The sequence below is a fragment of the Micromonospora sagamiensis genome, from assembly GCF_014680085.1.
GTDB lineage: Bacteria > Actinomycetota > Actinomycetes > Mycobacteriales > Micromonosporaceae > Micromonospora > Micromonospora inyonensis.
Map to the genome: position 1 here is coordinate 1,929,425 of NZ_AP023438.1, position 16,003 is coordinate 1,945,427.

General features: G+C 71.0%; 10 protein-coding genes and 1 CRISPR repeat array. Of the genes, 2 read left to right on the plus strand and 8 right to left on the minus strand.

What is annotated here, in order from left to right; translation table 11 throughout:
* Position 1 precedes the first annotated feature (1 nt).
* The 6 genes from cas5e to IGA62_RS07990 are packed head-to-tail and all read right to left on the minus strand — an operon-like array spanning position 2 to position 9,091.
* A complete protein-coding gene (gene cas5e / locus IGA62_RS07965) occupies positions 2-703 on the minus strand; it encodes a type I-E CRISPR-associated protein Cas5/CasD (protein ID WP_145815587.1) in 702 nt (233 codons plus the stop codon).
* The gene (gene cas7e / locus IGA62_RS07970) at positions 700-1,824 is read right to left on the minus strand and encodes a type I-E CRISPR-associated protein Cas7/Cse4/CasC (protein ID WP_145815586.1); all 1,125 of its coding nucleotides are present in this window, start codon (positions 1,822-1,824) and stop codon (positions 700-702) included. The genes cas5e and cas7e overlap by 4 nt, the downstream gene beginning before the upstream one ends.
* Positions 1,825-1,826: 2 nt before the next feature.
* Positions 1,827-2,483 carry a type I-E CRISPR-associated protein Cse2/CasB gene (casB, locus tag IGA62_RS07975; protein WP_145815585.1) on the minus strand — a complete coding sequence of 219 codons (657 nt, stop codon included), beginning with the start codon at positions 2,481-2,483 and terminating at the stop codon, positions 1,827-1,829.
* Entirely contained in the window at positions 2,480-4,141 is a 1,662-nt protein-coding gene (gene casA / locus IGA62_RS07980) for a type I-E CRISPR-associated protein Cse1/CasA (RefSeq protein WP_232624920.1), read from the minus strand. The genes casB and casA overlap by 4 nt, the downstream gene beginning before the upstream one ends.
* 13 nt (positions 4,142-4,154) lie before the next feature.
* On the minus strand, positions 4,155-6,995 hold the full coding sequence (gene cas3, locus IGA62_RS07985; RefSeq protein ID WP_145815583.1) for a CRISPR-associated helicase Cas3': 2,841 nt from the start codon (positions 6,993-6,995) through the stop codon (positions 4,155-4,157).
* Positions 6,992-9,091: a UvrD-helicase domain-containing protein gene (locus IGA62_RS07990; protein ID WP_145815582.1), complete on the minus strand. Its 2,100-nt coding sequence runs from the start codon at positions 9,089-9,091 to the stop codon at positions 6,992-6,994. Before IGA62_RS07990 ends, cas3 begins: the two co-directional genes overlap by 4 nt.
* Positions 9,092-9,352: 261 nt before the next feature.
* On the opposite strand from IGA62_RS07990, the gene IGA62_RS07995 reads away from it, so the two are divergent.
* Positions 9,353-10,633 (plus strand): serine/threonine-protein kinase, encoded by a 1,281-nt coding sequence (locus tag IGA62_RS07995; protein ID WP_232624921.1) that lies wholly within the window; start codon positions 9,353-9,355, stop codon positions 10,631-10,633.
* On the opposite strand, the gene IGA62_RS08000 is transcribed toward IGA62_RS07995, so the two are convergent.
* Positions 10,590-11,297, minus strand: a complete 708-nt coding sequence (locus IGA62_RS08000) for a hypothetical protein (protein WP_232624922.1) — start codon at positions 11,295-11,297, stop codon at positions 10,590-10,592. The two genes, IGA62_RS07995 and IGA62_RS08000, sit on opposite strands and share 44 nt — an antisense overlap.
* A gap of 309 nt (positions 11,298-11,606) precedes the next feature.
* Between IGA62_RS08000 and IGA62_RS08005 the strand changes: the two genes are divergently transcribed.
* On the plus strand, positions 11,607-13,730 hold the full coding sequence (locus tag IGA62_RS08005) for an N-6 DNA methylase (RefSeq protein ID WP_145815580.1): 2,124 nt from the start codon (positions 11,607-11,609) through the stop codon (positions 13,728-13,730).
* 470 nt (positions 13,731-14,200) lie between these two features.
* Positions 14,201-14,900: direct repeats of the CRISPR family, unit length 28 nt; unit sequence CTGTTCCCCGCGCACGCGGGGGTGATCC.
* Positions 14,901-15,031: 131 nt separating this feature from the next.
* Here the strand turns inward: IGA62_RS08005 and IGA62_RS08010 are convergent.
* Positions 15,032-15,685, minus strand: coding sequence for a M15 family metallopeptidase (locus IGA62_RS08010; protein WP_145815579.1), 654 nt, complete (start codon positions 15,683-15,685; stop codon positions 15,032-15,034).
* Positions 15,686-16,003 lie beyond the last annotated feature (318 nt).

A 16,003-nucleotide genomic window follows, 5' to 3' on the forward strand; every position in this document is an offset into this window, starting at 1 on the left:
CTCAGCCTCCCAGCAGGCTCAGCGGGTCGTGGTCGGCGACAGCGGCCCGCTCCGCGAGGTCGTTGGTGACGTCGACGTGCCGCCGCAGCACGGACCGCCAGGTGTGTTGCCGATGCGCCGGGTCGAAGCTGATCGGCTCGTCGGGCAGGGTTTCGGTGACCGGCTCACCCGGTCGGGCGTCCCGGATGATCTCCAGCCGGACGGTGCGGGCCGCCTTGCGGCGGTGCCACTCGGCGGCCAGCCACGGCCACCCGGTCAGCACGTCGTCCAGGGTCCCGTCGTGCACGCCGAGGTTGACCGGCCCGGCCGGCGGGCACGACCGCCGCCCGAGGTAGAGGGGAAAGTGTGGCCGGTCCAGCGCCTCCGCCAGCCCGTGCAGCAGTTCCGGTTCACCGCTGACGGCGGCGAGGAAAGCCGCGTCGGACAGGTAGAAGCGGTAGGTCAGCGGTGCGCTGTGGCGGCCGTCGAGACTTCGGGCGGTCTGGAAATCCCGCAGGATCTGCCCCGGCTGGTCCAGCCGTACCCCGAATTCCAGCCCGAGCAGGTCGGTGAACGGCTCGGTGCGGCGCATGCCCCGGGCGGCGGCGAGCAGGCCGATGATGCCGCTCTTGGTGGGTGCGATCTCGGTGCCTCGGCGGGCGAAGCGGCTGGACGAACCCCACGACTGGAGTGGACCGGCCAGCCGGAGCACCAGCACGCTCATGCTGGCGCTCCGAGTGCCGTGGTGACCTGCTCCCCCACCGCGGTGACCAGTTCGCTGAAGCTGACCGCCTTGCCGAGGTCGGCCAGCGCGGCGGTCTTCTCCCCGACGTGGGTGACCCAGCTGGCGACCGGCCGGTCCCCGTAGGCGTTCTCGACCGCCACGGTGTGCGCGGCCAGGGCGGTCGCGGCCTGTTCGATCCGTCCGGCGGCGTCGGTCTCGCGGACCGGCGTCTCGAAGGCTCCGACCAGGTTGATCGGCTGGGTGTCGCGCAGGCGCACCAGCACGGCGTCGGGCAGCGTCCGGTGGGCGAACGTGTTCTGCTTGCCGGTCGGCATGCTGCGCGCGAACGCGGTCAGGAAGGCTTCGACGGCGGCCCGGGTCGCAGCGGCGTCGCCGAGCGTCCGGTGCAGCGCGTTGACGTCGACGGTGGCGTACCGGTACAGCGTGGACGAGTTGAACTCGACCGTACCGATCATGCCGGCCCCGGTTTCGGCGGCGTCGGCCTTGCGGTCGTCGACGGCGGTGAAGTAGTCGAACTCGTTGTCGACGGCGTGGACGCTGATGGCGTGGGACACCTGGCAGGCGGCATCGACGTTGATGTCCGACATGTCGGCCACCATCCGCCCGAACATCGCGATGTCGACGGAGTGCTCCGAGTTGACCAGTTCCTTGAACCGGGCCTTGTTCAGGGGGGTGCCGCTGCGGGAGGCGTCCAGGGCGGCGGTGGCCAGGTTGTCCAACTGCCGGTGGCTCAGGAACAACAGGTAGTCGGACTCGACGTCCTTCGCGTCCGCCTTCTTCTTGCTGGGCTTGGCGAGACCGCCGGCCACGAAGACGTCGGCGGCCAGGGTGGACGCGTCCTCCTCGGTGAGGCCCGGGTCGAGGTCCCTGATCCGCGCCGCGAGCGACTCGCCCACCCGCTTGGTCCGCTCACCGAGCTGGGAGCGGTCGAGCAGGTCGGCGAAGGCCAGCCGGATCGCCCGCTTCCACGCCTGGCTGGAGACCCGCCCCCGGCGTACGCCGCCGTAGACGGCGGTCTTCGGCGAGCCGGTGTCGTCGCGGTTGAGGTTGCTCGGCGGCACGGTGTGGAGCGCGTAGACGTCGATGATGGCGCGGCTCATGGTCAGTTCTCCTCGGGCGAGTCGGTGTCGGGGGTGTCGACGTCGGTGCGGGGTCGGCTACGGAAGAACTCGCGGCCCCAGATGGCCTGGATCCTGGGACGGTCGGCAGGTCGCCGGAGCGTCTTCAGGTCGTCGGCGAGCAGGCCGTAGTCGAGGGGGATCTGGTGCTCACGCAGCATCGTGATCAGGCTGCGCAGGTGGTAGGTGCTCTCGTGGTAGGTGCTGCCGGTGCCGAGCGCGGCGAAGCGGCGGCGTACGCCCGCCGGGTTGCGGGAGACGTGGACGAGCTGGGCCAGGGCCTGACCGAGGCCACGCCCGTCGACGTGCATCCGCTCCCGGCGGGACTGCTGATGCAGCGCGTACAGGGTCACCGCGTCGTGGAGGGCGTACTCGGCGTCGGTGGGCTCGGCGGCGGAGGACACCCACTCGTCCGGCACGTACAGGTAGTCCTCCAGGGTGTAGTCGAAGCCCGGCGTCCGGCCGATGCCCCGCCGCAACCGGGCCAGGGCGCTGACCGCCTCGGGCACCGGAACAGTGCGCAACACCCTCGCCTGTAGGCCGCCCACGGTCCGGGCGACGTGTTCCCCGAGATCTCCGCGACGCCGTCCCCACTGCTTTCGGGTCGGGGCGTCCGGATCGGCGGTCTCCACCACGGTCATGCTGCTTCCTCCTGCCTCTGGTGCGACGATTCGGTTGCCATCGGCAGCGCCCTGGCCAGTCCGGTGCGGAACCACGCCTCGGCCTGCGAACTGGAGTAGTGCACCTCCCGGCCGTGCTGGTCGGTGAGCGTGCGGCCGGTCCAGGCGTTCGGGCCGGCGCCCTCGACGAGTTCGAAACCGAGCCGCTCGACGGCCCGGCGTAGCCGGCGTTGCCAGGCCGCGCGCTCGGCCGCCGGGTCGCTGTCCGGTCCGAGCCGCGCCAGCCAGTCGCGGAACGCGCGGTCCAGCAGGCCGTACGCCTGCTCGGCCGCCCGGTCGGCCGCGCCGCTGTCGGTGTCCCGGCTGCCGGCGGCGCGGGCCAGGTTGGTGGCGAGCCGGCGGAGCACCGTCACCGCGGCCTCGGCGTCGGCGGCGGCGTCGACCGCCGTGGTACGCAGCGCGGAGTCCTCGACCAGCAGCAGCACGTTCAGGGTGAGCGCGTCGGTGAACACCTCGTCGACGACCGCCTGCTGGGTGCCGTAGGTGACGCTCGTGGCCCGGGTCCGGGCCCGGAAGTCCGCCCCGACGACACCGGTGACGGTCAGCCGGGCCAGCCACTGCACCACCATCGGCGGCAGCCGCTGCGGCGGCTCGGCGTTGGGCGGTGGCGGCGCGGGCAGCAGGGTTTGCAGGCCGCGCCAGAGCGCCCGGCTGTGGTCGTGTGGCCGGGGCAGGTAGATCGGGGTCCGCTTCTGTTCGCGCTCGCGTGGCCCGCTGCGGCCCCAGACGCTCATCGGTTCCCGCAGGTGCCTGTCCTGCCAGTCCAACCGGTCACCGTTGGAGATCATCGCACCGGTGACGCGGCCCGCCTCGACGAAGAGCCGGATCCGACGGGACTGCCAGGTGTAGAGGCTGAGCACGCCGTACGGGCCCCGGGTGGAGGTGGCCTCCTCGCCGGCGGTCTGCGGATCGCGCTCCCACACCGGCAGGTCACGCTCGTCGGCCACCTGCCACCCGGGCGCGACGGGCACCAGGTTGAGCAGCAGGGTTTCCCGCAGGGTCTGGCCTTCGAGGTGGACGCCGCCCAGCGATCCGAGCGAGCCGGGGCCCATCGGGTAGCCCTTGCCGTTCCTGGCCTGCGGATCGCCGACCGCGCCGGTCTTGATGCCGGACGGGTCGTACGCCTGGCAGTGCACCAGCCAGCGGGCCGCCTCGGCCAGCGTGATCGAGTCCATTCCCGGCCCGGCACGGGTGGTCAGGAAGGGCATGCCGTTCGGCACGTCGGCGATGAGGCGTTCCAGGCCGTACGTGTTGTCCTTCGCCGCGCGCAGGTCGGCGACCTGGTAGAACGGGTGCTCCGGGTGGAGCAGGTCGAACCGGTCGCGGAACTCGTCGAGATAGTCGGCGATCTCGGTGGTCGGCAGCTCCCGGTCCTGCCAGAGCGCACGCCAGGCGGCCACGCCCGGTGGACCGCCGGTGGTGCGGTGCAGGATCGCCAGGGCGAGCCGGAGGATCGCGAAGGACTGCGTGGGCAGCTCGCAGGCGATCATCCGCAGCTCGGCGGCCTGCGCGAAGAGGCCGGTCAGCGACACGTCGCGGCGCTGGCCCGCCGCGTCCAGCACCGGAATCCACTCCTCGTCCACCAGCGAGAACACAGATCCGTGATCGAGGTTTGTCAACTCAGCTCCCACATCAGTCTGCTCGGACAACATGGAGGCCCGCGTGGAGGTCGTAGTGCAGATCGAAGGGGCCCACGCGGGCATGGCCTTCACCGTCGATTTCCAGGACGAGTTCACCGGCGAGCCAGGGACTGTCCTGCCAGGCACTGAGGTCGTACCGACTCTCCAGCTCGGCGAGCACGTCGTCGATGACCTCGGTGGAGGTCATCGCGCGGGGCAGGGGCAGGGTGCACCGGGCGACGGAACGGGCCAGGCGCCAACGCGGGGTCGAGCCGAGGGGCACCACCTCTCCACCCCCAGCGACCCATGGGGGGACGACCAGGCCGGCTGGGGTGCGTACCAGTAACAGCACCTCCAGTGACTCGCTGTCGGTGTCGCGGACGTGACCTCGTGCCGTGCGTTCGTCCGCGTCGCCGACGCCACCGGAGAGCCAGCCGATCAGGGGCACCCCGGGCTCCCCGACGGCGGCCAGGCGGAACCCGTCGGCCTTGAGCTCCTTGGCCTCGAACGCGTCCCGCTGTTTCGCCTCCGCCTCGGTCATCGCGGGCTGCCAGGACGACGGGCCCACGGGCGCGTCGCCGTAGGCGGCCTGGGTGATCGGGGCGATGTCCGACGGAACCCGCAGCGGTGCCCCGTCCAGGTACGGCAGCAGCACCGCCGCACTGCGCAGCAGGGTGGCCGGCTGGTAGACACGGCGGGAGCCGCTGACCGGTTGCGGCGGTTCGGTCGTCCAGTCCGCGCCGGTGATCCAGCACGTCGGTGTCTCCAGCCGGGCAGGGCGGTCGCCGCGCGGGTGCCGGTGGAGCCGGCCGATGCGTTGCAGCACGAGGTCGACCGGGGCGAGGTCGGTGACGAGCAGGTCGAAGTCGATGTCGAGGGACTGCTCGGCGACCTGGCTGGCCACCACCACGTGCCTCGCCGGGCGGTCACCGACGCCAGGTGGGCCGAACGTGTCGCGCAGCCAACGGTCCTTGGCCGCGCGGTCGAGGGCCATGAACCGGGAGTGCGCCACCGACACGGGGGTGTCCGGTCCGAGGGCCGTACGCAACGCGGCGGCGGTCTCCTGGACGCGGGCCACGGTGTTGCGGACCACGAGCGCGCACCCCCCGCCGGCCAGCCGGTCGCTGAGCAGCTCGACCAGGGCCGGCAGGTCGTCGGCCAGGGTTCGCACCGTGACCTCGTTGCCCCGCCCGGAGTCGGCGCAGGTGGTGGCGGTGGCGCCCCGGTCGGCGGTGGAGACCGTGACCAGGGGGTAGCGCAGGTCGGTGCGGAGCGGCGCGTACGGGTCGACGCGCGGCTTACCCCGGTCGCGCCAGGTGGGCTTGGGCAGCGGTCCGAGCCGGCCCGCGTCGTACGCCCGCATCAGCGCGGCCCGCCGGTGTGCCGGCAGGGTCGCCGACAGGACGACAACCGGGACGCCGTACGCGCCGAGCCACTCCAACGCCCGGTCGAGGAACCGCCCCATGTAGACGTCGTAGGCGTGTGCCTCGTCGATGACGACGATCTTGCCGGCCAGGCCGAGGTGACGCAGCACGAGGTGCTTGCCGCGCAACGCCGCGAAGAGCAGTTGGTCGATGGTCCCCACGACGAAACTGGACAGCAGGCTCCGCTTGGGTCCGGCGAGCCAGACGTGCACGCCGATGTCGGCACCCCCGGCGTCCACGGCGATGCCGCTCGGCAGGGACGTCGTTCGCAGCCGGTCGTAGTCGGGGTCGAGCGCCGCCTTGCCGTGGGCCAGCCGCACGTCCCGGTCGCCCCGGCCGACCTGGGCGTCGGGCAACCGACGCAACCAGGCCAGCATCCGCCCGAACATGGCGTCGCTGGTAGCCCGGGTGGGCAGTGCCAGGTAGCAGCCGGACGCGCCGGTGCGGCGGGCCAGGATCTCCACCGCGGCGAGGGCCGCCTCGGTCTTCCCCTCACCCATCGCCGCCTCGACGATCATCATGCCGGGCACGGGCATGGTTTCGGCCAGCTCGGTGACGGTGCGCTGCACCGGGCGGGGCACCGCGCCGACGGGAAGCGCGAACCGCGCCCCGAACAGCTCGTCCACGCTCGGTGGCGGCGCGGCGGGCTGCCACGGGACGGGCAGGTCCAGCAGTTCCCAGCCGGACCGCAGTCTCTCCCCGTCCGTGCCGCCGAGGACGTACGGGAAGAACTCCTCGTTGCTGGCGATCCAGTCGGCGACGATCACGAGACCGGTGAGCGCGGCCTGGACGGGCTGGGACAGCGGCACGTCGCGCCACTCGCCGAGCCGCTGCGCCGCGCCCGACCGCTCGGTCATCCAGGTCAGCAACTCCTGCTGCACCTGCTGCCAGGCCGGGTCACCGAGCAGGTACGGGCGCACCTGCGCGTTGCGGAGCCCCTCGTCGGTCGGCGGGACGCCGTGGTGGCCGCCCACGACGACGGCGTACGGGTGGGGGTCGGTCCAGTCCTGCTGGTGCAGCCAGTCCGCCAACACGAGCTGTCCGGCCGTGGCGTGCGGGGCGTACCGGCGGTCGGCGCGGATCAGGTCCCGGTGGAATCCGAGCCCGTGGTCGCGCATCCGGTCCGCCAGCGCGTACGCCTGGCAGGCGAAGGCCGGGGTGGCCTTGCCGACGTCGTGCACACCGGCGATCCAGACCGCGAGGGTACGGCCGTCCCGCTCACCACCGGGCAGCTCGTCGGCGATGCGCCGGCGGACCGCCCGGCCCAGCCAGTGGTCCCACAGGTGCCCGGCCACGTCGGCGGTGTCGGCCAGGTGCCGCCACAGCGGCAGCCACCCGACCGGCGAGGTGCCCCGGCGGTCGGTCTTGCCCCAGACGGAGCGGGCCGCGTCGCCCAGTTTCGGACCGCCTCCGGCGGTGGCGGCGCTCATCGGCCCGCCGGCAGCAGCGGGCTCGGCGTGCCGGTGTGGGACAGGTACAGCACGTCGCGGGCCCGGGTCAGGGCGACGAACAGCAGGCAGCGTTCCCGTTGCAGGTCCTGCCGGTGGGCGTGCGGGTCCTCGGCGGCCGAGGTGAGGGCGTTCGGCGCCGGCAGGATGCCGGCGTCCAGCCCGACCACCGCGAGGCACTGGAACTCCAGCCCCTTCATCTGGTGCATGGTGGCCACGCGCACCCCGTCGACGCCGCGTTTGTCGTCGGCGACGGGGATGTGCGCCTCACCCAGGATCCGGCTGATGGTCCTGACCAGCTGTCCGGTCCGGACGGCGACACCGATCGCGTGCTCCTCCACCCCCTGGTCCAGCCAGGTCCCGACCCGTTCGACGAGCGCGTCGTGCTCGTCGTCGCGGCTGGGGTGGGCGACGAGGTCGGGCGCCCCGCCACGGGTGATCGAGCGGTAGCCGCGCAACGTGTCGTCCTGCCCGTCCAGGCCGGTGGCGGTGTCGCCGCTGAGGACCCTGACCGACAGGTCCAGGATCTCGTGGGTGGTCCGGTAGTTGACGGTGAGCCGCCGGGTCCGGCCCCGGACCTCGATACCGAGTTGGGTCAGTGAGACGTGGCTGTCGTAGATGCGCTGGTGCGGGTCGGCGAGCAGGAACATGTCGTTCGGTCCGGGTGGGACGAGCGCGCGCAGCAGCCGCCACTGCGCCGGGTGCAGGTCCTGTCCCTCGTCGACGACGACGTGCCGGTACCGGGCCGACGAGCGACGGAGGATCGCGGCGGCGTCGTCGGCGAGCTGGGTGTGGGTGCGCAGACGTCGCTTCGCCAGCTCCCGCGCCACGCCGTCGATCGCGGTCCACACCTGGGCGCGTTGGGTCGCGCGCAGACCCGCGCCACGGCCCTTACGTGTGGTGCCGAGGTACTCGTCCAGGGTGGTCAGTTGCTGCGCCAGGACGACCTGCTCCCACTCGCGCCGGAGAAAGGCGGCGCTGACGCCGGTGACCTGGCCGGCGCGGTTCACGTAGGTGGGCCCGGCCTTCGCAGCGGCTTCCCACAGGTGGTCGAGGATCTCTCTCTCGGCGACCGCGACCTTCCCGCTGTGCCGGGTGACGATGTCGTGGGCGAGCTTGTCGACACTGATCACGTCGATCCGCGCGCGGACCGCCGGGTCGGCGGTGAGTCGGTACAACTGTCTGGTGAGGGCGTTGGCGAGCGCGCGGGTGAACGTGGTCAGCAGGACCTTCTCGCCGTCGGGCAACCGCTCGGCGAGGAACACCGCCCGGTGCAGGCCGGTCACCGTCTTGCCGGTCCCGGCGCTGCCGGTCACCAGCGCGGGGCCGCTGTAGGTCTCGCGGTAGGCGACGTCGCGCTGGGTCGGGTGCAGGAAGGTGCGCCACACGTCGAACGGGTGGGCGAGGATGGCGGCGAGTTCCACCGGGCCGGAGACGAACGCGATCCGCTCGGGCGTCCGGCGTGCCGCGGTCAGCAGGTCGTCGGTGTCGACGCCCGACACGACCCGGTCGGCCAGCTCCGCCCAGACCTCCGCCACGGTCATCCCGGTGGCCAGGTCGTTGAGCGTGCCGAGCTGGGTCTCCGGCAGGCGTCCGGCGAGGCTCTTCAACTGCTGGTCGGTGGTGATGACGCGGAGCAGGGGCACCAGGTCCTCGTCGATGCCGAGCCGGACGAAGTCGGCGGCCGGGACGTGGTCGAACAGTCCGCCGTGCATGCTCACGGGTTCGGTGCGGGCGAACTCCTCGATGCCCGCCTGGTCACGCATCTCCAGCACGCCGAGGGTCTGGTTGACGGTGAACCGACGGCTCAGCGCGAAGTCGATGGCGTCGTCGTGCGGCAGGACGTTGAGCAGCGCGTACCTCTCCTCGCCGAGTGCGAGGACGACTCCGCGGTAGAACCTGTCGATGCGGATGGTGCGGACGTTCGGGTCCCGGGCCCCGGTCAGCTTCTCCAGGTGCAGGCCCGCGTGGGTGTGCTCGGCGAACTTGGCGATGGCGGCAATCACGGCGCGTTGCACGCGGGTTTGCAGCTTGGCGTAGGCAGGAAGGAAGTCCCGGCCGAGGGCCAACTCAGGCATGCCATCCCCTGTCGGTGGCGCTCGGCCGGCACCGGAGCGCGGAAGGTGGAACTGTCGCGAGTCGGACACGGTCGATCGGGTCGATCGCGCAGCATGGGAGAGCGGCGTAGTCGAAGAAGCTGCTCACGCCGCTTCCACATTAGAGCATTTTGTGAACCGCGCTTGCAAACCGATCTTGGTGCATCCAGTTCACCAGATATTGCACGCCGAACCGGACGGATGCGGCGTGGGCTCCGGCGGTTCGGCCGATATGCTGAGCCCGTGGTCCCCGGTACGAGCCTCAAGGACCGGTACCGGCTGGGCCGGTTTCCGTTGGCCCACAAGGGCATGGGTGAGGTCTGGCCCGCCCAGGACACCTTGCTCGACCGTGCCGTCATCGTGAAGTTCGTCAACGCCGCCAAGCCGGACGTGGACCTGGTGCGCCGCTTCCGACGGGAGGCACTGCTGACCGCACGGCTCGACCACCCCGGCGTACCCGCCATCTACGACCTCGGCAAGCATGCCGGCCAGCCGTACGTCGTCCTCCAGAAGATCGACGGAATCACGCTCACCGACCTGATCGGCGAACAGGGGCCGCTCCCGCCGGGGTGGGCCGCCGCCATCGGGGCGCAGATCTGCGCCGTCCTGCTCGCCGCACGGCAGATCGGCCTGGTGCACCGGGACATCAAGCCGAGCAACGTCATGCTGGACACGAGCGGCGCGGTGAAGGTGCTCGACTTCGGCCTGGCGGTCGTACGGGACGACGACCGCTACTCCCGGATCACCCTGACCGGGCACGCTCTCGGCACCGTGGGCTACATGGCACCGGAGCAGGTCCTCGGGGAGCCCACCGACCACCGCACCGACCTGTACGGCCTGGGGGCCACGCTCTTCGACCTGCTCACCGGCTCTCCGCCCTTCGACGAGGTGACCACCACGACCACGCTGCGGCGTCAGATCGACGGTCCGCCGCCACGCCCCACCCAGCTACGCCCCGGCATCCCCGACGAACTCGACGACCTGGTGCACACGCTGTTGGCGATCGATCCCCGGGACCGGCCCGCCACCGCCGCCGACGTCTACACGGTGCTGGCACCGTTCTGCCACGACCTGCCGCCGATTCCCGGCGTGCTCACCGACACCGCCGGGGCGGTACGGGCCTACGCCGCGATCGTGGGACGGGTGCCCCCGCACACCCGCCCCACCGCGACGACCACCGCCGAGCCGACCCCTCTCGACGTGGGACTGGCCGCCAAGCAGGCGGAACAGCTGCACGCCGCAGGCGAGTACCGGGCTGCCGCACGGCAGTGGCGGCACCTGGCCGCCCAGCACGCACGGCAGCACGGCGACGACGACCCGCTGGTGTTCGACTTCCGGCTCGGGGTCGCTCGCGCCCACCGGGCGCTCGGCGAACACAGCCGGGCGTCGCGACTGTTCCAGGAACTCCTGGAGGACCGGGCTCGGGCGGAGGGGGCGGAGCATCCGGCGGTGCTGCGCCTGCGCCAGGAAATCGCGCACCTCAGCGAGGAGCCCTCACCCCCAGCTCCGCGTCAGCCCTCCTGACCGACACCGAACGCGGATCACTGAACAGCCGAGGCAGCAACACCGCCTTCTGCTCCGGGAAGCGGTCACCGCCGAAGCGGAAGATCCGCGCGCAGTTCTGACCACGTGTCTCGGTCGCCAGGGCCCGCCGGGCCAGCGGCGAGTACATGGTGCTGTGTTTCAACCATGCCGCCTCCTCGCCGTGCCGGTCGAAGCCACGACCGGTGGCCGCGTGCCCGAACACGTCGTGGACCGCCCGGAACATGTCGTTCTCCCCGTCGCCGAGGAACGGGTGCGGGTTGCCACTGGCCGCGCTGGCCCACACCTTCAGCCGGCGCCGCCGTACGTCGTCGACCATCGACGCGACGTCCGGGTACGGGTCGATGTCGACGACCCGCACCTCGATGCCCAGGCCGCCGAACTCCACCCGGCCCACCAGGAAGTGGTACTGCCGGACCGTCTCGCGGCAGAAGGCGGCGTAGGCGGGATAGGCCCGCTCGTCCCGGATCGGCGCCGCCAGGTAGGCGTCCGCGATGGCCGCACCGACGACGGGATCAAGGCGCACTCGCGCGTACGCCTGGGGTGTGGTGATGTCCGTCGAGCCGTACCGCGCGGTGCCGTGGCGAACGTACGCCACCGGTGGGAAGCGCGGGGACAGCGTGCTCGGCAGTCCAGATACGAGCAAAGGTGTTCATGGTCCTCCTTCAGACGTCGGTACGGGTCGGTCCGGTCAGTGAACTTCCGCGTTTGTCCACCTGTCCTGCGGCGGCGCGGCCTCGCCCGGCGTGGCGCCCTGCTCCCGCCGCAGCAGTTCACCGAGCACCCTGATCTCGGAGACTCGACGGTCCTGGTGGACCTTTCCGATCTTTCCGATGGTGGTACTACGTCCACGACGCGGCATTGCTCCTCCAAGGGCATGGTTGGCCGGAACACCAAGGAACATAGACGCTGTGAACCGTATACACAAGCTGTTGGGTCATGCTAGCGTTCACGAGTGACAGATGAGCCGAGCATGGCCCCGAACGAGGCCACCCTGACCGCAAGTGGCATCGCGCGACTGGCCAGCGTCGGCAGGGCAGCGGTCAGCAACTGGCGCCGCCGGTACGCCGACTTCCCGACACCCGTGGGTGGCACGCCGACGAGTCCGTCGTTCGACGCGCGGGAAGTCGAGCACTGGCTGCGCCGCCACGGCCGGCTGCACCACGCCGGCACCGAACAATGGGCCTGGCGACACATCGAGAGCTACCAGCCCGCGACGCAGATCAGCGACATCCTCGGTGTCGCCGGCGCACTACTGCTCGTCCGCGCCGACCAGACCACGACCACCGACACCGACCTGCCCACGCCGAGGCAGCTCGTCAGCCACCTGCGCACCCTCGATCCCGGACTGGCCGAGCTGATCGGTGACGTCCTTCCGGGACAGTGGACCGCGCAGCTCACCACGCTGCTGCGCACAGTCGACCAACTCGGGGCGGAACAGGGCCCCGAAGCCGCCTTCGAGCACCTGCACAACCAGTACGTGGCCTCAGCCCACTCACTGTCCGGCCTCGCCGGCACACCGGACGTCGTCGCCGACGTGATGCTGACCCTCGCCGGCTCCGGAGCCCGCACCTTCGACTTCACCAGCGGCACCGGGTCGCTCCTGCGAATGGCCGCCGACCGGGCCCTGCGGAACGGCACGCCCACCCGGTGCTACGCGCAGGAGATCAACCGGCAGTACGCGGTGATCACCCTGCTGCGGCTGTGGTTCGTGCACCTGCGCGCCCGGCACGCCGGGCACGACGTGGAGCCGCCCGTCGTGCAGATCGGCGACAGCCTGCTCGGAGACGCCCTACCCGACCTGCGGGCCGACGTCGTCGTGGCGAACTTTCCGTTCGGAATCCACGACTGGGGTCACGACCGTCTCGCGTACGACCCCCGCTGGGCGTACGGGCTTCCCCCACGTACCGAACCCGAACTTGCCTGGGTGCAACACGCGCTGGCGCATCTCTCCCCCGGCGGCACCGTCGTCGTCCTCATGCCCCCGGCTGCCGCGGCGCGCCCCGCAGGCCGCCGGGTCCGCGCAGAACTGATCCGCCGCGGCGCACTACGCGCGATCATCGCGCTCCCCGCCGGCCTGATGCCGCCAGCCGGCATCGGACTGCACGTCTGGGTCCTCACCCAGTCTGATCCGCACCAGCCACACGCAGCCGACCTGCTCGTGGTCGACACCACCACGGAATCCGCCACCCGGCCCCTCGCCGAGATCGTCGGCACCGCATGGCGTGCCCACCAGTCCGACGACCGCGCGGAGCTGCCCGGCGTCCACCGCACCGTACCCGCCATCGAACTGCTCGACGACCAGGTCGACCTGACACCGCAACGCCACCTACCGCAGGCCAGCGAACTCGTCGCCACACCGGCACAGATCATCGCCAGAATGAACGAGTTCGACCGGCTCCTCGACGACATGCGGCGCATCCTGCCCGCAGTACGCGAGACATCGGCAACGCCGCTACGCGAGGCTCCTCAAGCCGACATCGCCGACCTGATCCGATCCGGCAGCATCACCGTCCAGCGCACCGCCATCCGCAGCCGGACAACCGGTGTCACCTCCAGCGTCGCCGTACTGACCGCTGCCGACGTCCTCGCTGGCAGCCCGGCCACCGGTTCGGCGGCCCGCAGCGCAAACGACGACCCGGGGCCGCAGGTGGCTGCCGGCGACATCCTCGTTCCCGTCATCGGCCGGAAGATCAGTGCTCGGGTTGCCACCCCGGCACAGATCGGAGCCACACTCGGGCCCAGCGTCCAGTTGATCCGCGTCGACACCGACCGCTTCGATCCGTGGTTCGTCGCCGGTGTCATGTCCCGCCCGGACAACGCGCGGATCGCCGGCCGCGCCTCCAGCACCGCGAACGGGGCTCTACGCATCGACATCCGGCGTCTCGCCATCCCCGTGGTGCCGCTCGACCAGCAGCAGGCATACGGCAGGGCGTTCCGCCAACTCGTGGAGTTTCGCGCCGCTCTGGACCAGGCGGCAGCGGCCGGAGCTGCCCTGGCCAGCGAGATCGGCGACGGCCTCACCACAGGCACCCTCGGCCTTGCCCCACCATCAGTCCCCACCGCCCGAACCCGGTGAGTTCAGCCCGCGGAAGGATCCGTCTCGACGATTTCGGCAAACGCCTCGGATGCCTTCTTCCAGCCGTGGACCTGATGGGCCCCGGCTTGTTGACCTCGTCATCCACCATCCCCAGACGCCGCAGGTCCAAGATGGTCGCCACCCTCGGGAAGCGCCCGAGCCGGACGTACCGATGGGCTCGATCGACGCGCAGGGTCAGACTCAGGCCCCCGTTGCTGCCTCGCCTCGCCCCGAGCGGGTGCAGGCAGGCGAAAACCGCCGCAGCTACGACGACGACACCGCTGGCGAGCGCGCCCGGCCTATCAGCGGTACAAGAACCGGGAGACGTAGCGGCCCACCCTCAACTTGACAACTAACGTCGGGTGCGCTGTGTTCGACGTGAGCCCGTCACCTTGCCCCGGTGGAGCGTCATGCCAACCAAAGTGAAGAAAATTGGCCTAGTTGATCTTTAGCGCACCAGGTCAGGAAGCCTGTTCCCCGCGCACGCGGGGGTGATCCAACCCGCATCTCGCCTGGAACCCGTGAGCGATACTGTTCCCCGCGCACGCGGGGGTGATCCCTCGACTACCACTTGATGCTGTCCGACCCGACCCCTGTTCCCCGCGCACGCGGGGGTGATCCCGTCGTCGTGCTCGCGCAGACGGTTGAGGACTTCTGTTCCCCGCGCACGCGGGGGTGATCCGGAGAGCGTGACCGTGACCGACACCGTGATCGACTGTTCCCCGCGCACGCGGGGGTGATCCCCAACTCTGGGTCACCTCGCCGGACAGGACGTTCTGTTCCCCGCGCACGCGGGGGTGATCCGGCGTACCTGGGTGGGACGTGGCGGGAGGTCTACTGTTCCCCGCGCACGCGGGGGTGATCCCCCGACCGGCCTGTTCTTCCACCCGATCGCCGACTGTTCCCCGCGCACGCGGGGGTGATCCGCCGCCGGCCACACCCACGGGCGGTGGGGCGGCCTGTTCCCCGCGCACGCGGGGGTGATCCCGCCCACGACCCGATCGGCGCGTGCGGGTGGTCCTGTTCCCCGCGCACGCGGGGGTGATCCCGCGAGGGCCCTATCCCCCTCGGCACGCTCGGCCTGTTCCCCGCGCACGCGGGGGTGATCCCTTGTTGATCACGTACAGGTCGAAACCCGTGATCTGTTCCCCGCGTACGCGGGGGTGGTCCTTTGCGTCGTAGCGTCTTGCATCGTCTTGTCGCCTGTCCCCCACGTACGACCCGACCGAGTAGTGCCCTGCATCAACGGCTGATCGACGGCGAGACCGGGGCAGCTGACGGCGGGGTATCAGGACGCCGCGTCAGCAGTTCGGGGCGCGCCAGAACTGGCTGGACTTGTTGCCGACGTGGACGTGGTCGTCGTGGTCGGGGTAACCCGGCCCCAGGATCTCCTTGAAACCGCAGTACCGGGCCATCCGCCACATCTCGCAGAGACTTGGTCCGCTCGACGTGCCCAGGTCGGCGGCCTTGCCGTACGTGTGCAGGCTGCCGGACGCTCCGCCGACCTTGCTGTTGCAGGAGATGCTCCGGAATCCGGAGGAGATGACGATCGGCCGGTCGCCGAGCTTGTGCCGCAACGCCTCCAGTTGCCACATGACCCGCAACAGGTTCTCCCGCACGGTGGCGGCGTCGACCGCACCACCGGAAAAGCCGGCCTGGCCACAACCACCGTCGAACTCGGAATACGCGAAGTGGCGTGGGGTGCAGTCGTCGTCCTGGATGGAGTAGATCAGGGTGAAGGTCGACGGGCCGGCGGTCTCCGACGTGTCCGCGAGGTCGTAGCCGGCCTTGAAGCGCTTGACGGCGGCGGCGGTGGCCGGGCCGAAGACGCCGTCGATCGCGAGGGTCTCGCCGTAGGCGACCCAACCGGCGATGCGGATCTGGAGTTGTTTCACGTCGTTGCCGGTGGCTCCCCGACTGAGGGTGCGGGTCCAAGTGAAGCATTTCGTGGTCATGCCAACTCCCGTGGTGAGGCGACAGCCTTCGCTGCGCCGGCCCACGGATCCGCGAGAACGAATGCGACCCGCTTCCGGGAAGCGTGCCCCCGGGCGAGAACGGGGGCGCGACCTCACATTCGGGTTCCGTGCCGACGCGTCTCCACGGTGCGCGGATTGCCCGTTCACGACCAATTCTGTTCGAACAATCGGCAGGGTGCGACATTTTGACGAACCGGTGACGAGCGGTATGTCATTATCGCCGCCGAGCCCGGCTGCCCGGACCGGGGCGCCCTGAATTCAATGTCGCCCGCCGGCTGAGGCTCGGTGCGCGCCTGG